The organism is Streptomyces sp. KM273126, assembly GCF_004337435.2.
GTDB lineage: Bacteria > Actinomycetota > Actinomycetes > Streptomycetales > Streptomycetaceae > Streptomyces > Streptomyces acidicola.
The window spans coordinates 1,039,649-1,059,342 of sequence record NZ_SJXB02000002.1; the positions used below are offsets into that span (position 1 = coordinate 1,039,649).

Below are 19,694 nucleotides of genomic sequence, written 5' to 3' on the forward strand. Positions count from 1 at the left end.
ACAACACAAGGCACCCGCAAGTGAACATGCGTAACTCATCGCCAGTCCTGTCCGTCACCACAGGACTGGCCCTCGGCCTGCTCACCGGCTGTGGCTCCGTCACGGGCAGCTCCTCCGACGCCGGCTCCCGCATCGTGATGGGGATGTCCGACGAGGTACTGGCCACCGACCCAGCGTCCGGCTACGACCCGGGGTCCTGGCTGCTCTTCAACAACGTCTTCCAGTCGCTCCTGAGCTTCCCCAACGGCGCCACGGAACCCCAGCCCGAAGCCGCCAAGAAGTGCGCCTTCACCGACAACCGGATCACCACCTACGAGTGCACACTCAAGGACGACCTCAAGTTCAGCAACGGTGACTCCCTCACCTCGAAGGACGTCAAGTTCTCCTTCGACCGCATGCTGAAGATCAACGACGAGGCCGGCCCGGCGGTCATGTTCCCCATGCTCGACAAGGTCGAGACACCGGACGAGCAGACCGTCGTCTTCAAGCTCAAGTACGCCGACGCCACCTTCCCGAGCAAGGTGGCCTCCGGCGCCGGCTCGATCGTCGACCACCGCTCCTACGACGCCGACGGGCTCCGCAAGGACGGCGGAGCTGTCGGCTCCGGCCCGTACAAGCTCGACTCCTTCGGCAAGGACGAGGCCGTCTTCTCGGTCAACGAGAACTACGAGGGCAACGCCGACGTGGAGAACTCCGGCGTGACCATGAAGTTCTTCCACGGCGACCAGACCGCCCTGAAGCGGGACCTGCGCGACAACAAGCTCGACGTCGCCTACCGCGGGCTCAGCTCCACCGACATCGCCGACATCGAGGCGGACAGCTCCGCCCACAGCGCCGTCGACATCGTCGACGGCACCGGAGCCGAGGTCCAGCACCTGGTCTTCAACATGGACGACCCGGTGGCGGGCAAGCTCGGCGTCCGCCAGGCCATGGCCTACCTGCTGGACCGCGAGGCCCTCATCGAGCAGGTCTACCAGGGCACGGCGACACCGCTGTACTCGATCATCCCGGCCGGCATCACCGGCCACAACACGGCCTTCTTCGACACCTACGGCGCCCGCCCCTCCAAGGCCAAGGCGGAGGCCGCCCTGCGTGCCGAGGGCATCAACGGCAAGGTGAAGCTGACCCTCTGGTCCACCCCGTCGCGCTACGGCCCGTCCACCGACCAGGAGTTCCAGGCGATCGCCACACAGCTCAACAACAGCGGGCTGTTCGAGGCGACCGTGAAATCCGTGCCTTTCGAGCAGTACGAGAAGGACATCGACGCGGGCAAGTACGGCGTGTACGTGAAGGGCTGGGTGCCCGACTACCCGGACCCCGACAACTTCACCAGCCCGTTCTTCGGCGACGGCAACGTACTCGGCAACAACTACACCAACAAGACGATCACCGGCACACTCCTGCCCAAGACGGCCGCCGAGAGCGAGCGCTCCACGACCGAGCAGGAATACGCCGAACTCCAGAACATCGTCGCCGAGGAACTCCCCGTCATCCCGATATGGCAGGCCAAGCAGTACGCGGTCGTCAAGAACAACGTCTACGGCCTGGAGTACTGCCTCGACGCGTCGACGGTGTTCCGCTTCTGGGAGATCAGCAAGGACTGACACCCACTCACAGCCACGAACACCGAGGGCGCCCCCGTGATGCAGGGGCGCCCTCGACCGTTGTACGCCCGGCCCGTGCCGCCGCGCCCGCTACTGCGCGCCGGGACGCACCAGCCCGCTCTCGTACGCGTACACCGCGGCCTGCACACGGTCGCGCAGGCCCAGCTTGGTCAGGACATGGCCCACGTGCGTCTTGACCGTGGTCTCGCTGACGAACAGATCGGCCGCGATCTCCGCGTTGGACAACCCGCGCGCCACCAGCTTCAGCACCTCGACCTCGCGGTCGGTCAGCGTGTGCAGGGTGTCCGGCACCGGCTCGTCACCGGACGGCAGATGCGTCGCGTACTTGTCGAGGAGCCGGCGCGTGATGCTGGGCGCGAGCATCGCCTCGCCGGCGGCCACCACACGGATCGCCTGCACCAGCTCGTTGGCCGGCGCGTCCTTGAGCAGGAACCCGCTGGCACCCGCCCGCAACGCCTCCACGACGTACTCGTCGAGATCGAAAGTGGTCAGCACCAGCACCTTCGCCGGACCGTCCCGGCCGGGCCCGGTGATCTGCCGGGTCGCCTCCACCCCGTCCATCCGCGGCATGCGGATATCCATCAGAACCACATCGGGCTGCAGGGCACGCACCTGGTCGAGCGCCTGAAGACCGTCTCCGGCCTCCCCCACGACCGCGAGGTCCTGCTCCGCCTCCAGGATCATCCGGAAGCCGGTGCGCAGCAGCGGCTGGTCGTCGACCAGTAGGACGCGGATGGCCACGTAAGTCTCCTTCGCTAGTCCGGCCCATTCTGCCCTGCGGGACTCAGCCCGATTCGGGCGACCTCACCGGCAGCGGGTACGGCGGGGGAGTGCCGCCGAATTCCGGACAGACCGCCTGGTGATCACACCAGCCGCAGAGCTTGCTGGGCCGCGGCCGCCACTCGCCCGACTCGGTGGCCGCGCTGATCGCCTCCCACAACGCGAGCAACTTGCGCTCGACGCGCTCCAGATCGGCGAACACCGGGTCGTACGTCAGCACATCCCCACTGCCCAGGTAGACCAGCTGGAGTCGGCGCGGGACGACCCTCTTCAGGCGCCACACCACCAAGGCGTAGAACTTCATCTGGAACAACGCGCCCTCGGCGTACTCCGGTCTCGGGGCCTTGCCCGTCTTGTAGTCGACGATCCGCACCTCGCCCGTCGGCGCCACATCGACACGGTCGATGATCCCGCGCAGCCTGAGCCCCGAGTCCAGCTCCGCCTCGACGAACAACTCGCGCTCGGCGGGCTCCAGCCGCGTCGGATCCTCCAGCGTGAACCAGCGCTCCAGCAGCTGCTCCGCCTCCCCGAGCCAGCGGGCCAGCCGCTCACCCTCGGGGTCGTCCGCGAACAGCTCCACGACCTCCGGCTTCGACTCGCGCAGCCGGTCCCACTGGCCCGGGATCAGCGCCTTCGCCCGCGGCGCCGTCCGCTCCGTCGCCGGAGCGTCGAAGAGCCGCTCCAGCACCGCGTGCACCAGCGTGCCGCGCGTGGCCGCCTCGCTCGGCTTCTCCGGGAGTCTGTCGATCACCCGGAAGCGGTAGAGCAGCGGGCACTGCATGAAGTCGCTGGCGCGCGAGGGCGAGAGCGACGCCGGGGGAGCGGCGGCACGCGTCCCCGCCGGGAGCCCGGCGCCCGAGCCCTCGACGCCGGAACCTTCCGCGCTGCTGCCGCCGGTGCTGGTGCCGTCGGTACTGGTTTCCATGACCACAGACCATACGGGCCGCCACTGACAGTGACGTCCCCCCGGCGGGGCAGCGGTCTCGTGGAAGCGAGATGGCAGCGAGTGAGACGTGCGCTCAGGGCGTGCTTCGCGGGGCGCGCGATGGTACGGAACACCCCGTGCCACCGCACGCGCGATCGTCTCGCACGACCGCGTGGAAACAGCGCGTACGACAGCACGGGGAACAGAGGGGGTGCCGGGGCAGAACGAGCGGCGACGACCGCATAGCATCGACCACAGACCCTTCCGCCCCGCACGTAACCGGGCGCGGAAGACGCATCGAACGAGGGGACATCGTGGACGAGAGCGGCGGGAGCGGGCAGCCGCGGTCCGGCAGTGACGAGGCGCCCGAGCGCCCCGCGGGGCAGTCGACCCCGGCCGACGACACCGCACGCCCCGAACCCAAGCCCAGTGAGAACCGGCCGGCGCCCCACACCCCGGCCGACGGCGCCACTCCGGCACACACCGACCCCTCACCCGGCCATCAGCCCCCGGCACCTACCGAGCCTCCGGCAGATCACAGAACCGCCACGCCCCCAGAGTCGCCCCAGCAGCACCCCGACCCCTCGGCCGATCACGGAACTCCCGCGCGCCCCGAGCCCCAGGCGGACACCCCGCCCGCGGCCGCGTTCCGCTCGGACGATGCCGTCGGCGCCCCCACCCCCGCCGCCCCCACCAGTGACCGCAAACCGCCTCAGCGACCCAAGGAGCCCGGCGGCGGGATCCTCATGGGACGCCCCTTCGGCGTGCCCGTGTACGTCGCGCCCAGCTGGTTCCTCGTGGCCGCGCTGATCACCTGGGTGTTCGGCGGCCAACTGGACCGTGTCCTGCCCGAACTCGGCAACGCCCGATACCTCGTGTCGCTGTTCTTCGCGGTGGCCTTCTACGCCTCCGTACTCGTCCACGAACTCGCCCACACCATCGCGGCACTGCGCTTCAAGCTGCCGGTGCGCCGCATCCAGCTGCAGTTCTTCGGCGGAGTCTCCGAGATCGAGAAGGAGTCCGAGACCCCGGGCCGCGAGTTCGTGCTGGCCTTCGTCGGACCGCTGCTCTCGCTGGTCCTCGCCGGCGTCTTCTACGTCGCCCTCCAGACGGTCGAGCCCGGCACCGTCCCCGGCGTGCTGCTGGCCGGACTGATGATCTCCAACCTGATCGTGGCCGCGTTCAACCTGCTGCCCGGACTGCCCCTCGACGGCGGCCGCATGCTCCGCGCCGTCGTCTGGAAGATCACCGGCAAACCGATGAGCGGCACCGTCGCCGCCGCCTGGGTCGGCCGCGCCCTCGCCGTCTCCGTACTGATCGGGCTCCCCCTGCTCACCCAGTCCGGCGCGCTCGGCACGGGCGCCGAGGACCTCGGCGGCATGGACACCGTCACCGACGCCCTGCTCGCCGCGATCCTCGCCGCCATCATCTGGACCGGCGCCGGCAACAGCCTCCGCATGGCCCGACTGCGCGAACACCTGCCCGAGCTGCGCGCCCGCAACCTCACCCGCCGCGCGGTCCCCGTACAGACCGACACCCCGCTCTCCGAAGCGCTGCGCCGCGCCAACGACGCCGGCGCCCGCGCCCTGGTCGTCGTCGACGCCGAGGGCGAACCCCTGTCACTGGTCCGCGAGGCCGCCATCGTCGGCGTACCCGAGCACCGCCGCCCCTGGGTCGCCGTCAGTGGCCTCGCCCAGGAACTCACCGACGGCATGCGCGTCTCCGCGGAACTCGCCGGCGAGGACCTCCTCGACGCCCTGCGCGCCGCCCCCGCCACCGAATACCTGGTGGTGGAGGATTCCGGCGAGATCTACGGCGTCCTCTCGGCGGCCGACGTGGAACGCGCCTTCGTGAAGGCGATGGCCCGCCCCAGCTGAACACCGAGCACACACACCGTGGTCTTCACCCCCCTCCAGGACCGGTAGGCTGGTCACATGTCCGAACCGACCGGTGCCGCCCGCCGTCGCGGGCCCTTCAAGGTCGGGGACCAGGTACAGCTGACCGACCCCAAGGGACGCCACTACACGTTCACGCTCGAAGCGGGGAAGAACTTCCACACCCACAAGGGTTCCTTCCCACACGACGAGCTGATCGGCGCGCCCGAGGGCAGTGTTGTCCGCACCACGGGGAACGTCGCCTACCTGGCGCTGCGCCCCCTGCTCCCCGACTACGTCCTGTCCATGCCCCGCGGCGCCGCCGTGGTCTACCCCAAGGACGCGGGGCAGATCCTCGCCTTCGCCGACATCTTCCCCGGCGCCCGCGTCGTGGAGGCCGGCGTCGGCTCCGGCTCACTCAGCAGCTTCCTGCTGCGGGCCATCGGCGACCAGGGCATGCTGCACTCGTACGAGCGCCGCGCGGACTTCGCCGAGATCGCGCAGGCGAACGTGGAGCGCTACTTCGGCGGCCCCCACCCCGCCTGGCAGCTCACCGTCGGCGACCTCCAGGACAACCTGAGCGACACCGACGTCGACCGCGTCATCCTCGACATGCTCGCCCCCTGGGAATGCCTGGACGCCGTCTCCAAGGCACTCGTCCCCGGCGGCATCCTGTGCTGCTACGTGGCAACCACCACCCAGCTCGCCCGGACCGTCGAGTCCATCCGCGAGATCGGCTGCTTCAACGAGCCGACCGCCTGGGAAACGATGATCCGCAACTGGCACATCGAGGGCCTCGCCGTCCGCCCCGACCACCGGATGATCGGCCACACCGGCTTCCTTCTCACCGCCCGCCGCCTCGCGGACGGCGTCGAACCGCCCATGCGCCGCCGCCGCCCCGCCAAGGGCGCCTACGGCGAGGACTACGCCGGCCCGAACGCCGACGGAGGCGCCGGACACTGAGGCGGCCCGGTGCCGCGTCCAACGCACGAGCGCCGTGGCCGAGTTCCCGGAACCGACCGGGAACTCGGCCACGGCGCTCCTCTGTTGACGAGAGCCAGTCCCTGTCGACAAGACGACACAACCACGGCGCTGCGGCACTCCCGGAACCCCAACTCCATGAACACGCACCAGAAGACCGCACCCCGCCGTTCCCCCGCGCTGTGACGTGTGGCACCATGCGGTCCACCCCCACCGGCACAGCCCTCACAGGAGACACATCTCTCGTGCAGCAATCCGCCGTCCCGGAACTCGCACACACGCACACCCGCCCGATCCACTGGGTCGCCACGGCCACCGCGCTCTCCGCCGTCGTCGCCCTGTCCTCACTGCTGCAACCCGATCCGGCGACCGCGGTCCAGCCCCGCACCGAGACACGGTCCGCCCCGGCCACCGCGAAGGCCCCGGACCCCACCGGCGTCGACTTCCCCATCGATTGCGGGCCCACCAACGCCCTGGTGCGGAAGAAGGCCTCCGGAGACCTCGACGGCGACGGCATACCGGAGACCGTCGCCGTGGTCCGCTGCGACGCGGGCTCCGGAACCCCGCCCGACGGCGTCTACGTCCTCACCCAGGGCACCGCCACCCAGCCCCGCGTGGTCGCCACCCTGATCAACCCGAAGGACCGGTTCACCGTCCAGGACTTCGCCGTCCGTGACGCCGCGGTGACAGCCACACTGCTCGGCTACTCCTCGATCGACGTACCTAGTTGCTGCCCCGACGTCACGGACCGCGCCAAGTGGCAATGGAAGAACGGCGCGTTCGTCCGCTCCAGGCTCCCCGAGGCCCGCAGCATGTGACGCATGCCTCCGCGGCCGCGACCGCGGCCGCCGCAGAGCTGTGAGGAAACAGACAAAGGTCACACACGGTGTCCGCAAGGTCACTCCGCGTCGGGACCGTACACCTCGACGCTGTCCGAAACTCGACGCACATGGATGCACTCGCCGGGACACTCCTTCGCGGAGTCCACCACATCCGTGAGAAGCGTCAGCGGTACGGGCGTTGTCGCGCCCGGGGCCTGCAGCAACTCGTCGCCCGAGCCCTTCACATAGGCCAGGCCGTCGATGTCGAGCTCGAAGACCTCCGGGGCGTACTGGGCGCAGATACCGTCGCCGGTGCACAGGTCCTGGTCGATCCAGACCTCCAGCGCCTCGCCGCCTGCTCCGGCCTCCTGCTGCACGGTCATCTCTCCTGCCCTTTTCCTGTGCCAACCGAACCAGGACAAAGACAAGTCGGCCCAGCTCTGACGGGTGTTGAACTCTTCGACCCTACCTCCGCCCGCTTCCCAATCATGTTCGGTGGGTATTCCCCTGGCGTGAGGGAGAGCGCAAGGGTGAAGATCGGACACACCTTGACAGTCTTTGTGATCTAGGGGTTTCAATCGACACCCACCCAGGTAGGGTCTGGAAGCGTCCAGCTCCCCTTGGAGGAGGTGAGGACCGTGGCAGCCCACGACGACGACATGAACCGCGGCATCCGCCCGGGACGAGGGTCCGACGACCCGGCCGGGCAGATCGCCTACCTTGAGCAGGAGATCGCCGTCCTGCGACGCAAGCTCGCCGACTCTCCGCGACACACGAGGATTCTCGAAGAGCGGATCGTCGAGCTGCAGACCAACCTGGCCGGCGTGTCCGCCCAGAACGAGCGACTCGCGAACACGCTCCGTGAGGCCCGCGACCAGATCGTGGCCCTCAAGGAAGAGGTCGACCGGCTCGCACAGCCGCCGGCCGGCTTCGGAGTCTTCCTCACAGCGAACGAGGACGGCACCGCCGACATCTTCACCGGCGGCCGCAAACTCCGGGTGAACGTCAGCCCAAGCGTTGAGCTCGACGAGCTCCGGCGCGGCCAGGAAGTAATGCTCAACGAAGCGCTCAACGTGGTCGAGGCCATGGAATACGAGCGGGTCGGGGACATCGTCACCCTCAAGGAGATCCTCGAGGACGGCGAGCGCGCCCTGGTGCTCGGGCACACCGACGAGGAACGGGTGGTACGGCTCGCCGAGCCGCTGCTGGACGTCACCATCCGCCCCGGCGACGCCCTGCTGCTCGAACCGAGGTCCGGCTACGTCTACGAGGTCGTACCCAAGAGCGAGGTCGAGGAACTCGTCCTCGAAGAGGTGCCCGACATCGGCTACGAGCAGATCGGCGGCCTGGGCAACCAGATCGAAATGATCCGCGACGCCGTCGAGCTCCCCTACCTCTACCCCGACCTCTTCAAGGAGCACGAGCTGCGGCCGCCCAAGGGCGTCCTGCTGTACGGACCCCCCGGATGCGGCAAAACCCTGATCGCCAAGGCCGTGGCGAACTCCCTCGCCAAGAAGGTCGCCGAGGTGACCGGCGTGGCCGCCGGCAAGAGCTTCTTCCTCAACATCAAGGGCCCCGAGCTCCTGAACAAGTACGTCGGCGAGACCGAGCGGCAGATCCGCCTCGTCTTCCAGCGCGCACGGGAGAAGGCCAGCGAGGGCACCCCCGTCATCGTCTTCTTCGACGAGATGGAATCCCTCTTCCGCACCCGCGGCTCCGGCGTCAGCTCGGACGTCGAGAACACGATCGTCCCCCAGCTCCTCGCCGAGATCGACGGCGTGGAAGGCCTGCAGAACGTGGTCGTGATCGGCGCCTCCAACCGCGAGGACATGATCGACCCCGCCATCCTGCGCCCCGGCCGCCTCGACGTGAAGATCAAGATCGAGCGTCCGGACGCCGAAGCGGCCAAGGACATCTTCCAGAAGTACCTCACCGAGCGTCTCCCGCTGCACACCGACGACCTCGGCGAGCACGGCGGCGACAAGACGTCCACGGTCCAGAGCATGATCCAGACCGCCGTGGAACAGATGTACGCCGAATCGGAGGAAAACCGCTTCCTGGAGGTCACCTACGCCAACGGCGACAAGGAAGTCCTCTACTTCAAGGACTTCAACTCCGGCGCCATGATCGAGAACATCGTCGGCCGCGCCAAGAAGATGGCCATCAAGGACTTCCTCGAGAAGAACCAGAAAGGCCTCAGGGTCTCCCACCTCCTCCAGGCATGCGTGGACGAATTCAAGGAGAATGAAGACCTGCCCAACACGACCAACCCGGACGACTGGGCTCGGATCTCCGGAAAGAAGGGCGAGCGGATCGTCTACATCCGTACGCTGATCACCGGAAAGCAGGGTGCGGACACCGGACGCTCCATCGACACGGTGGCGAACACCGGACAGTACCTGTAATAGCCAGGGCGGCTGCGGGTGCCCTTCTGGGGGTACCCGCAGCCGACTGTTTTCAGGGCACGGCTGGAGCAAGGCAATGACGCAAATGATCTCCCCACCAGCGCAGAGGCGTTCTAGGCTCTTTCGTACCGCCGAGTCGCGCAGTGCGGGGACGGGCACCGCACACGCACCGGAGCGCCAGCGGTACTTGAGCGCCGCCCCCGACCGAGGGCGCCGCCCGGCAAGGAGGGCCGCATGACCGTACGGCGAGTAATGGGCATCGAGACGGAGTACGGCATCTCCGTCCCCGGCCACCCCAATGCCAATGCCATGCTCACCTCGTCCCAGATCGTCAATGCCTACGCCGCGGCGATGCACCGGGCCCGCCGGGCCCGCTGGGACTTCGAGGAGGAGAACCCGCTACGGGACGCGCGAGGCTTCGACCTCGCCCGCGAGGCCGCCGACGCCAGCCAGCTCACCGACGAGGACATCGGCCTGGCCAACGTGATCCTCACGAACGGCGCACGACTGTACGTCGACCACGCCCACCCGGAGTACAGCGCGCCCGAGGTCACCAACCCGCGCGACGCCGTCCTGTGGGACAAGGCCGGCGAACGGATCATGGCGGAAGCCGCCGAACGCGCGGCCCAGCTCCCCGGCGCCCAGCCGATCCACCTCTACAAGAACAACACCGACAACAAGGGCGCCTCCTACGGCACGCACGAGAACTACCTGATGAAGCGGGAGACCCCCTTCTCGGACATCGTGCGCCACCTCACACCGTTCTTCGTCTCCCGCCAGGTCATCGCCGGAGCGGGCCGCGTCGGCATCGGCCAGGACGGGCACGAACACGGCTTCCAGCTCAGCCAGCGAGCGGACTACTTCGAGGTCGAGGTAGGCCTGGAGACGACGCTGAAGCGCCCCATCATCAACACACGGGACGAACCGCACGCGGACGCCGAAAAGTACCGCCGCCTCCACGTGATCATCGGCGACGCCAACCTGTCGGAGATCTCCACCTACCTCAAGCTGGGCACCACGGCCCTCGTGCTGTCCATGATCGAGGACGGCTTCATCGCCGTCGACCTCGCCGTCGACCAGCCCGTACGCACCCTCCACCAGGTCTCGCACGACCCCTCGCTCAAGCGCCTCGTCACACTCCGCAGCGGCCGCACCCTGACCGCCGTACAACTCCAGATGGAGTACTACGAGCTCTCCCGCAAATACGTCGAAGAACGCTTCGGAGCCGACGCCGACGAACAGACCAAGGACGTCCTGACCCGCTGGGAGGACACCCTCAACCGGCTGGAGAACGACCCCATGAGCCTCTCCGGCGAACTCGACTGGGTCGCCAAGCGCGAGCTCATGGAAGGCTACCGGCGCCGCGACAGCCTCGACTGGGACGCGGCCCGGCTGCACCTCATCGACCTCCAGTACGCCGACGTACGCGCCGAGAAGGGCCTCTACAACCGCCTCGCAGCCCGCGGCAAGATCAAGCGGCTGCTCGACGAGACGGACGTGGAGCAAGCCCGTACGAAGCCCCCGGAGGACACACGCGCGTACTTCCGCGGTCGCTGCCTGGAGCAGTACGCCGACGACGTCGCGGCGGCCTCCTGGGACTCGGTGATCTTCGACCTGCCCGGCCGGGACTCCCTCCAGCGCGTTCCAACCCTGGAACCGCTTCGCGGAACGCGTAATCACGTCAAGGAGCTCCTGGACCGCTGCCGCACCGCAGAAGACCTGGTCAAGGTCCTGTCCGGCGGCTGAGCGGGTGCTTCGGCGGGGGCGGGCGTGCAGGGTGGAAAAGACGCCGTCCGGGAATCATCGAGGTGGTTCCCGGACGTTGTAGCAACTGCGGGGCCAATGTCAGACCCGGCTTGTAGGGTCTGATCAAGACCGATCGGCAGCAATGCCGACCATGTCGGGCGAACTGAGCGGGGTGAGGGTTATGGCGACCAAGGACACCGGCGGCGGACAGCAGAAGGCCACACGCTCTACCGAGGAGGTCGAGGAGCAGGCGCCTGAGGCACAGGCGAGCGAGGACCTCAAGGAGCGGCAGGAGAAGCTGTCGGATGACGTGGACTCGGTGCTGGATGAAATTGACGACGTACTCGAGGAAAACGCCGAGGATTTCGTGCGCTCATTCGTGCAAAAGGGTGGCGAGTGAGGGGCGCTAGGGCACTTTTGCCTTCGAAGTGAAGGTGGCGGGGGATGGGTGTGGCTGACGAACCGAACGCGAAGAAGTGCACGGGCTGCGAGAGGGACTTGCCGCCCACCGCATTCGCTCGGGACAAGAATCGGCGCGACGGCCTTCAGGTGCGGTGCCGGGAGTGTGTGGCGGAATACAGCGCCGCGCACTACCGGCGCCGCCGCGAGGCCATGGGAAAGTCGGTTCGAGAGAAGGCGGACGTACCGACTGGGCACAAGCTCTGCCGGACATGTGGTGAGATCAGGCCGCACAGCGAATGGCATCGAAACGCGACCGCGTCCGACGGCCTGTCGACCCGCTGTAAGGCCTGCCGCGCCGCCCGAGGACGGCAGGACCACCTGAAGCGGCAGTACGGCATCACCGAAGCCGAACGCGACGAGTTGATCGCCTCTCAAGGTGGCGTCTGCTGCATATGTCTGTCGGCCCTGCCAGCACATGTGGATCACTGTCACGAGACGGGTAGGGTCCGTGGCGTACTGTGCTTCAGCTGCAACGCGGCGCTGGGGCAGTTCAAGGATCGGCCCGACGTGATAAGGCGGGCTGCGACATACGTGGAAGGAAACGCGTGGAAGCCAATCCTCGTAGCACCGGGCGTCTACCAGCTGCCTTCCTGACGCCCGGCTCGTCCTCGTTCATGGACTTCCTGGCCGAGCACCAGCCGGAGATTCTCCCGGGCAAGCGGCAGCTGCCGCCCACTCAGGGCGTGATCGAGGCCCCGCACGGCACGACGATCGTGGCCGTCACCTTCCCGGGTGGTGTGGTGCTGGCCGGTGACCGTCGGGCCACCATGGGTAACGTCATTGCTCAGCGTGACATCGAGAAGGTGTTCCCGGCGGACGAGTATTCGGCCGTCGGTATCGCCGGTACGGCCGGCCTGGCCGTCGAGATGGTCAAGCTCTTCCAGCTGGAGCTGGAGCACTTCGAGAAGGTCGAGGGTGCCCAGCTGTCTCTGGAGGGCAAGGCCAACCGTCTGTCGACCATGATCCGTTCCAACCTGGGCATGGCCATGCAGGGTCTCGCCGTGGTCCCGTTGTTCGCCGGGTTCGACGTCGACCGTGAGAAGGGCCGGATCTTCTCGTACGACGTGACGGGCGGCCGTTCTGAAGAGACGGGCTTCGCGGCCACGGGCTCCGGTTCGATCTTCGCGCGGGGCGCCATGAAGAAGCTTTTCCGTGACGACCTGAGTGAGGAAGAGGCCACGACCCTGGTGGTCCAGGCCCTGTACGACGCGGCCGACGACGACTCGGCGACGGGCGGACCCGATGTCGCCCGCCGGATCTATCCGATCGTCACCGTGATCACCGAGGACGGCTTCCGTCGGCTCACCGAGGAGGAGTCCTCCGAGATCGCCCGCTCGATCCTGGCGCGGCGCCTGGAGCAGCCCGACGGTCCGCGGGCCGCGCTGCTGTAGACGGCTGCCGTTTCTTGTCAAGGTGATCCAGTGACTTCCACAGAAAGGGACGGATAACCGGTGTCGACGCCGTTCTATGTCTCACCTCAGCAGGCGATGGCCGACCGGGCGGAGTACGCCCGTAAGGGCATCGCGCGTGGTCGCAGCCTGGTTGTGCTGCAGTACGCCGACGGCATCGTTTTCGTCGGCGAGAACCCGTCCCGTGCGTTGCACAAGTTCAGCGAGATCTATGACCGGATCGGCTTCGCGGCGGCCGGCAAGTACAACGAGTACGAGAACCTTCGGATCGGTGGCGTCCGCTACGCCGACCTGCGGGGTTACACCTATGACCGCGACGATGTGACCGCCCGGGGTCTGGCCAACGTCTACGCGCAGACGCTGGGGACGATCTTCTCGTCCCAGGCCGAGAAGCCGTACGAGGTGGAGCTGGTGGTCGCCGAGGTGGGGGAGACCCCGGAGGGCGACCAGATCTACCGCCTGCCGCACGACGGCTCGATCGTGGACGAGCACGGCTCGGTCGCGGTCGGGGGTAATGCCGAGCAGATCAGCAGCTATCTCGACCAGCGGCACCAGGACGGTATGTCGCTCGCCGAGGCGCTGAAGCTGGCTGTTCAGGCCCTGTCGCGTGACACGAACGGCAGTGAGCGGGAGATTCCCGCCGAGCGTCTGGAGGTCGCCGTCCTCGACCGCACGCGCCCGCAGCAGCGGAAGTTCAGGCGCATCGGGGGCCGTCAGCTGTCCCGTCTGCTGGAGGTCAACGGTGCGGAGACGGCTGCGGAGGCTGAGGACTCCGACGAGGAGTAGTAGCTGTCCAGTACCCGCCGCTCGATGGTGCGCCCCGGCCGATGAGGCCGGGGCGCGCGGCGTTGGAGGGGGTGAGGGCGCTGCGCGCGAGGGTGAGCGTCATTCACGCCCGTGGGGGCGCCGTGGAGCCCCGGATCATCAGTTCCACGGGGATGTCCCCACCGTCCGGTGTACGGCCCTCCAGGACGGCGAGCAGGGCCTGCATGCCCCGTTCTCCGAAGAGCTCGGCGTCCAGGCGGACGGTGGTGAGCTCGGGGTCGAGGGCCTGGGCCAGGGCCAGGTCGTCGAGGCCCGTGACGGACACGTCCTCGGGGATGCGCAGCCCGAGGCGGCGGGCGGCCTTGTAGGCGCCGGCGGCCAGTTTGTCGTCGTCGCAGACGAGGGCTGTGGGACGTGGGGCCGGAGCTGAGAGGGCTGCTTCGGCGGCTGTCACGGAGTCCTCGATGGAGATCGGTGCGCGGGCAGTGCGGAGGAGTGTGCCCGGTACGTCGGACAGTCGTGTCGCGAGTTCGTGGGCCCGTACCTCGAAGGTCCAGGATGCGATGTCGGCTGCCAGGTGCAGGAAGTGGCGGTGGCCGAGGTCCAGCAGGTGGTCCGTGATCTGTCGTACGCCGTCGGCGATGTCGAGGTTGACCGTTGCCGCGCCGAGGCTGCCCTGTGGGTCGCTGTCGAGCATGACGAGGGGGAGTTGGTCGCCGCGGATGTCGGTGAGGGCGTCGGCGGCCATGGAGGAGGCGATCACGCCGTCGAGGGCTGCCTGTGCCGAGGCGAAGGGGTCCCGGGCGGGTCCGATGCCTGCGGGGGACGGGTACAGCACCACGCCGAAGCCGTGCTGGGCGGCGACTCGGGCGGCGCCTGTGTAGACGCCGCCGAAGAACTCCGTGGTGAGGGCGGGGACCACGAGCAGCACGGTCCGGGTGCGGCCGAGTCGGAGGTTGCGGGCGGCGAGGTTCGGCCGGTAGCCCAGTTCACGTGCGGCCTGGCGGACGCGTTCGGCTGTGGTCTGTGACACTCGTCCGCGCCATTTGTCGCCGAGGACCAGGGAGACGGCGGCCTGGGACACTCCTGCGGCCTGGGCGACGTCACGGCTCGTCGGGCGGGTGCTGCCTCGTGCCACCGTGAGCTGCTCCTTCGTCTGGACTCGTGGACAGCGCACATGGTACGTATGGCGAGGGACGTTATACGTAACACGTAGTGCTTCCGGGCCTTGTTCCCGGTGTTGTTCCAGGTGTCGAGGTGTTGGACGAGGAGATAGGGCGGGGACATGGCTGTCGGATATCTGGAGATCCTCAGGACGCGGCACGCCGCGCGTCTGCTGGCCGGCACGCTAGTGGGCCGGCTGCCGAACATCACGGGCGCGATGGCCGTCATGCTCTTCGTGCGGGCGGAGGGCGGTTCGTACAGCCTCGCGGGGGCTCTGGTGGCGGTGTACGGCGTCGCCAACGCCGTGGGCCAGCCGGTGCTGGGCCGTCTCGTGGACCTTCACGGGCAGCCGCGTGTCCAGCTGGCGTCCGCGCTTGTCTCGGCCCTCGGGATGGTCGGCTTCGCCTTCACGGGCGTCGAGCCGCTGGCGCCGGCGTATGTGTTCGTGGCGGTCGCCGGGCTTTTCACGCCTCCTCTGGAGGGCGGTCTGCGGGCGCTGTGGCCCTCTGTCCTCCGTAAGGAGGAACAGGTGCACAGGGCGTACGCGATGGACGCCGTGGCCCAGGAGGTCATGTTCACCCTCGGACCCCTGCTTGTGACGCTGAGCGTGTCGCTGTGGTCCGCCCGGGCGGCACTCGTCCTGCTGAACGTCATAGGTGTTCTGGGTGCCCTCTCCGTGGTCGTGTCGGCGCCCTCGCGCGCGTGGCGGTCGGCGCCGCGCGAGGCCCACTGGCTCGGCGCGCTGCGTTCGCCGGGATTGCTGGTGATGCTGTCGGCGTTCCTGTTCGTCGGTATCGCGCTGGGTTCCATCACGGTCGCCGCAGCCTCGTATGCGGACAGCCGCGGCGGCGACGCGGTGTACGGCTGGCTGATGGCGGGCCTGGGGCTCGGCGCGCTCGTCGGCGGCACGGTGTACGGGGCACGGCAGTGGAGCGGAGCGCCGGAGCGCCGACTGCGTGTGCTGGTGGCTCTTCTGGCGGTCTGTTACCTGCCGCTGATGCTGATTCCCGGCCCGGTCGCCATGACGGCACTCTCCGTGCTCGCCGGTGTCTTTCTCGCACCCTGCATCGCCTGCGCCTTCGTCCTCGTCGACCGGCACGCGCCGAGGGGCACCGTCACCGAGGCTTTCTCCTGGCTTGTGACGACGTTCACGGTGGGCAGTTCGGTCGGCACGGGGCTCGCGGGGCCGGTCGTCGAGGCGGGCGGGGCCCTGTGGGGTTTCGTGATGCCGGGCGCCGCGGGGGGTGTCTCCCTGCTGGTCCTGCTGGTCACCGGGCGGGTCCTCGCAGTTCCTCGCGGGGGTGCGGTGGTTGCGGTCGCAGCGGAAAATGATCCGAACCGTGCTGTCGAACCCCGTTTCAGCTCAGGGGATCGGGCGTAATGTTCAGTCATGGACCGCCGCATTTTCGGGCTGGAGAACGAGTACGGCGTCACGTGCACGTTCAGGGGACAGCGCCGCCTGTCTCCTGACGAGGTGGCGCGGTACCTCTTCCGCCGTGTCGTGTCATGGGGCCGCAGCAGCAATGTCTTTCTGCGGAACGGGGCCCGCCTCTATCTCGACGTGGGCTCACATCCGGAATACGCGACACCCGAATGTGACAACGTGATCGAACTGGTCACCCACGACAAGGCCGGCGAGCGCATTCTCGAAGGACTCCTGGTCGACGCCGAACGCCGCCTGCACGAGGAGGGAATCGCGGGCGACGTCTACCTCTTCAAGAACAACACCGACTCGGCGGGCAACTCCTACGGCTGCCACGAGAACTATCTGGTGGCAAGGCACGGGGAGTTCTCCCGGCTCGCGGACATCCTCATTCCGTTCCTCGTCACACGGCAGTTGCTGTGCGGCGCCGGCAAGGTGCTGCAGACTCCGCGCGGCGCCGTGTACTGCGTCAGTCAGCGTGCCGAGCACATCTGGGAGGGTGTCTCCTCGGCGACTACCCGTTCCCGGCCGATCATCAACACGCGCGACGAGCCGCATGCGGACGCCGAGCGTTACCGCCGCCTGCATGTGATCGTGGGCGACTCGAACATGTCCGAGACGACCATGCTGCTGAAGGTCGGCGCCACCGACCTGGTGCTCCGCATGATCGAGGCGGGCACGGTCATGCGCGACCTCACTCTGGAGAACCCCATCCGGGCGATCCGCGAGGTCAGTCATGACATCACCGGCCGCCGCAAGGTGCGTCTGGCCAGTGGCCGTGAGGCCTCCGCCCTGGAGGTGCAGCGCGAGTACTACGAGAAGGCCCTGGACTTCTGCGAGCGCCGGGGCATCCGTACCGGCACGGTCGAGCAGGTCCTGGAGCTGTGGGGCCGCACGCTGGACGCCATCGAGTCGGAGGACCTCGACCGGATCGGTACCGAGATCGACTGGGTGATGAAGTACAAGCTCATCGAGCGGTACCGCGCCAAGCACAACATGACCATGTCGCACCCGCGGGTCGCCCAGATAGACCTCGCCTACCACGACATCCACCGTCGTCGAGGGCTGTACTACCTCCTGGAGAAGAAGGGGCAGGCCACCCGGATCTGCAATGACCTGAAGATCTTCGAGGGCAAGTCCGTTCCACCGCAGACCACTCGGGCCCGGCTGCGCGGTGACTTCATCCGGCGTGCGCAGGAGCAGCGTCGTGACTTCACCGTCGACTGGGTGCATCTCAAGCTCAATGACCAGGCCCAGCGGACCGTGTTGTGCAAGGACCCGTTCCGTTCCGTGGACGACCGGGTGGAGAAGTTGATCGCCGGAATGTGAGCCGATGCCGGCGGGCCCGGGGCCGGCCGACGCGGGACGCCCGGTGCCGGGAGGTACTCGTACCTCCCGGCACCGGGCGTTTCTGAGTCATTCCCTCCTGCCGCGTTTCGGGTCCCTGCATGGTTTCTGGTTCGTGCATGCCGGTAAATGTTCGTAAAACAGTCGCAGGGCGGATGGCAGGCGGTGGGTCGCATACGCGGTGAACGTCGCCGGGGCCGGAATCCAGCCGGGCGACGGCGTGTCTTGCGTTGATCCGTCCCGGGAGCGCGTACGTCGTAGAGTGGCGGCCATTGCCCCCCCACCTCCGAGCCCAGTTGGACTGATGAACTACAACATGAAACGACGCGTGGCCGCGCTGCTGGCCGTTCCCGCCCTGTTGTTCACCGCCGCGTGCGGATCGGACGGCGGGGGCAGCGGCGAGTCGGCGGGAGGCGTCGCCCAGGTCAAGGGGAAGGTCGGGGCGAAGCCCGAGATCTCCGTACCCAAGGACGCCGAGCCGTCCAAGAAGACCGTGGTCGAGACGGTCTCGGAGGGCAGCGGAAGCGCGATCAAGGCCTCCGACTTCGTCCGGCTGGACTGGACCGTCGAGAAGTGGGAGGGCGCCCAGGAACTCGGCGGCACCTGGGCTGCGGCGGCCGGTGAGAAGACGCCCCGGCGGCAGTCCGTCGAACAGATCGGCAAGGCGAGCCAGCAAATGCCCGGCAAGGTCCTCGACGCTCTGAAGGGGAAGAAGCCGGGCAGCCGGATCCTCGTGCAGGGCACCGCGGGCGATCTCCTCGGCAAGAGCCTGAACCCTTCTTCCGGTATCTCCGCGAACGACGTGCTGATCTGGGTGGTCGACCCGGTCGGTGCCGCTTCCGTGGCTGCCAAGGCCGAGGTCAAGGGCGAGCAGGCGGCTCCCGAGGCGGGGATGCCCGAGGTGTCGGCCCCGTCGCAGAAGGCGGCGACCATCACCATCCCCAAGGGCGCCAAGGCTCCCAAGGAGCTCAAGGAGCAGGTGCTGATCAAGGGCGACGGCAAGAAGGTCGAGGCGGGCCAGGCGCTCATCGCCCAGTACACCGGGGTCAAGTGGGAGGACGGCAAGAAGTTCGACTCCTCCTGGGACCACGGTGGCGCCACCGCCTTCCAGATCGGCACCGGCTCCGTGGTGGCGGGCTGGGACAAGGGCCTCGTCGGCAAGAACGTGGGCGACCGTGTGCTGCTGGTGATTCCGCCTTCCCTCGGCTATGGCGCGAACCCCAGCAGTGAGCTGGCCAAGAACACGCTGGTCTTCGTGGTGGACATCCTCGGCACCGCGTGACTGGAGTGGTCTGTGAGACTGTTCCCGACGCAGGTCACGCAACAAGGAGTGATGAAGTGAACATCGACAAGCCCGAGATCGACTTCCCGGGCGGCGAGCCCCCGAAGGACCTTGAGATCAAGGACATCTGGGAGGGTGACGGGCCGGTCGCCAAGGCGGGCGACACCGTCTCCGTCCACTATGTGGGCGTGGCCTTCTCCACGGGCGAGGAGTTCGACGCGTCCTGGAACCGCGGCACGCCGCTGCAGTTCCAGCTCGGTGTCGGCCAGGTCATCCCGGGCTGGGACCAGGGCGTGCAGGGCATGAAGGTCGGCGGGCGCCGTCAGCTGACGATCCCCGCCCACCTCGCCTACGGCGACCGCGGTGCCGGTGGCGGCCGTATCGCCCCCGGTGAGACGCTGATCTTCGTCTGCGACCTGGTCGCGGTCTGAGCCGGTCTCCGGAGCCGAGCCGACGACGGATGTCCACGGGGTGCGGCCGGTGAGCACCGGCGCGCCGGAGCGTGATCGTCCGGCGCGATTCGCCGGCCGTACGGGCCCGTCGTCGTACGCCGTGTGATCGGCGCCCGACCGGTCCCGATCATCTGGGGCCCATGCCCGCGCGAGCGTGGGCCCTCGGCTTTTGCCGGGGTACTCCGGGGCGGTACGGTCATCAGGCAGAAGGGCCTACCGAGAGGACGTAGGGC

Annotated in this window: 17 protein-coding genes and 1 pseudogene; 14 read left to right on the plus strand and 4 right to left on the minus strand. The window is 68.2% G+C overall.

What is annotated here, in order from left to right; translation table 11 throughout:
* The first annotated feature begins 26 nt into the window (after positions 1-26).
* Positions 27-1,604, plus strand: a complete 1,578-nt coding sequence (locus tag E0500_RS35125; RefSeq protein ID WP_220141458.1) for an ABC transporter substrate-binding protein — start codon at positions 27-29, stop codon at positions 1,602-1,604.
* Positions 1,605-1,694: 90 nt separating this feature from the next.
* On the opposite strand, the gene E0500_RS35130 is transcribed toward E0500_RS35125, so the two are convergent.
* Both E0500_RS35130 and E0500_RS35135 read right to left on the minus strand, forming a co-directional pair.
* Positions 1,695-2,366 carry a response regulator transcription factor gene (locus E0500_RS35130; RefSeq protein WP_030606450.1) on the minus strand — a complete coding sequence of 224 codons (672 nt, stop codon included), beginning with the start codon at positions 2,364-2,366 and terminating at the stop codon, positions 1,695-1,697.
* A 14-nt stretch (positions 2,367-2,380) separates the two neighbouring features.
* A pseudogene (locus E0500_RS35135) lies at positions 2,381-3,330 on the minus strand (RecB family exonuclease).
* A gap of 314 nt (positions 3,331-3,644) precedes the next feature.
* Between E0500_RS35135 and E0500_RS35140 the strand changes: the two are divergent.
* From E0500_RS35140 to E0500_RS35150, 3 genes are all read left to right on the plus strand, one after another.
* On the plus strand, positions 3,645-5,207 hold the full coding sequence (locus E0500_RS35140) for a site-2 protease family protein (protein ID WP_181587337.1): 1,563 nt from the start codon (positions 3,645-3,647) through the stop codon (positions 5,205-5,207).
* A 57-nt stretch (positions 5,208-5,264) separates the two neighbouring features.
* Positions 5,265-6,167, plus strand: a complete 903-nt coding sequence (locus E0500_RS35145) for a tRNA (adenine-N1)-methyltransferase (protein WP_131560785.1) — start codon at positions 5,265-5,267, stop codon at positions 6,165-6,167.
* A 263-nt stretch (positions 6,168-6,430) separates the two neighbouring features.
* Positions 6,431-7,003: a hypothetical protein gene (locus E0500_RS35150; protein ID WP_131560787.1), complete on the plus strand. Its 573-nt coding sequence runs from the start codon at positions 6,431-6,433 to the stop codon at positions 7,001-7,003.
* 80 nt (positions 7,004-7,083) lie between these two features.
* On the opposite strand, the gene E0500_RS35155 is transcribed toward E0500_RS35150, so the two are convergent.
* Entirely contained in the window at positions 7,084-7,389 is a 306-nt protein-coding gene (locus E0500_RS35155; RefSeq protein ID WP_131560855.1) for a ferredoxin, read from the minus strand.
* A 255-nt stretch (positions 7,390-7,644) separates the two neighbouring features.
* Here E0500_RS35155 and arc point away from each other — a divergent pair, with 255 nt between their 5' ends.
* The 6 genes from arc to prcA all read left to right on the plus strand — a co-directional run bounded on the left by arc (position 7,645) and on the right by prcA (position 13,814).
* Positions 7,645-9,411, plus strand: coding sequence for a proteasome ATPase (gene arc, locus E0500_RS35160; protein WP_131560789.1), 1,767 nt, complete (start codon positions 7,645-7,647; stop codon positions 9,409-9,411).
* A 234-nt stretch (positions 9,412-9,645) separates the two neighbouring features.
* A complete protein-coding gene (gene dop, locus E0500_RS35165) occupies positions 9,646-11,157 on the plus strand; it encodes a depupylase/deamidase Dop (RefSeq protein ID WP_365133790.1) in 1,512 nt (503 codons plus the stop codon).
* Positions 11,158-11,338: 181 nt separating this feature from the next.
* Entirely contained in the window at positions 11,339-11,557 is a 219-nt protein-coding gene (locus tag E0500_RS35170) for a ubiquitin-like protein Pup (protein ID WP_020128324.1), read from the plus strand.
* A gap of 44 nt (positions 11,558-11,601) precedes the next feature.
* Positions 11,602-12,213 (plus strand): endonuclease VII domain-containing protein, encoded by a 612-nt coding sequence (locus E0500_RS35175; protein ID WP_131560791.1) that lies wholly within the window; start codon positions 11,602-11,604, stop codon positions 12,211-12,213.
* Positions 12,165-13,010, plus strand: coding sequence for a proteasome subunit beta (gene prcB, locus E0500_RS35180; RefSeq protein WP_131560793.1), 846 nt, complete (start codon positions 12,165-12,167; stop codon positions 13,008-13,010). The genes E0500_RS35175 and prcB overlap by 49 nt, the downstream gene beginning before the upstream one ends.
* A 60-nt stretch (positions 13,011-13,070) precedes the next feature.
* The gene (prcA, locus tag E0500_RS35185; RefSeq protein WP_131560795.1) at positions 13,071-13,814 is read left to right on the plus strand and encodes a proteasome subunit alpha; all 744 of its coding nucleotides are present in this window, start codon (positions 13,071-13,073) and stop codon (positions 13,812-13,814) included.
* 103 nt (positions 13,815-13,917) lie between these two features.
* Here the strand turns inward: prcA and E0500_RS35190 are convergent, their stop codons facing one another.
* On the minus strand, positions 13,918-14,931 hold the full coding sequence (locus tag E0500_RS35190; protein ID WP_131560796.1) for a LacI family DNA-binding transcriptional regulator: 1,014 nt from the start codon (positions 14,929-14,931) through the stop codon (positions 13,918-13,920).
* A 147-nt stretch (positions 14,932-15,078) separates the two neighbouring features.
* On the opposite strand from E0500_RS35190, the gene E0500_RS35195 reads away from it, so the two are divergent.
* From E0500_RS35195 to E0500_RS35210, 4 genes are all read left to right on the plus strand, one after another.
* Positions 15,079-16,338 (plus strand): MFS transporter, encoded by a 1,260-nt coding sequence (locus E0500_RS35195; protein ID WP_131560798.1) that lies wholly within the window; start codon positions 15,079-15,081, stop codon positions 16,336-16,338.
* Between the two features lie 9 nt (positions 16,339-16,347).
* On the plus strand, positions 16,348-17,709 hold the full coding sequence (pafA, locus tag E0500_RS35200; protein WP_131560799.1) for a Pup--protein ligase: 1,362 nt from the start codon (positions 16,348-16,350) through the stop codon (positions 17,707-17,709).
* A 322-nt stretch (positions 17,710-18,031) separates the two neighbouring features.
* Positions 18,032-19,009 carry an FKBP-type peptidyl-prolyl cis-trans isomerase gene (locus tag E0500_RS35205; RefSeq protein WP_131560801.1) on the plus strand — a complete coding sequence of 326 codons (978 nt, stop codon included), beginning with the start codon at positions 18,032-18,034 and terminating at the stop codon, positions 19,007-19,009.
* Between the two features lie 56 nt (positions 19,010-19,065).
* The gene (locus E0500_RS35210) at positions 19,066-19,440 is read left to right on the plus strand and encodes an FKBP-type peptidyl-prolyl cis-trans isomerase (RefSeq protein ID WP_131560803.1); all 375 of its coding nucleotides are present in this window, start codon (positions 19,066-19,068) and stop codon (positions 19,438-19,440) included.
* Positions 19,441-19,694: the final 254 nt, after the last annotated feature.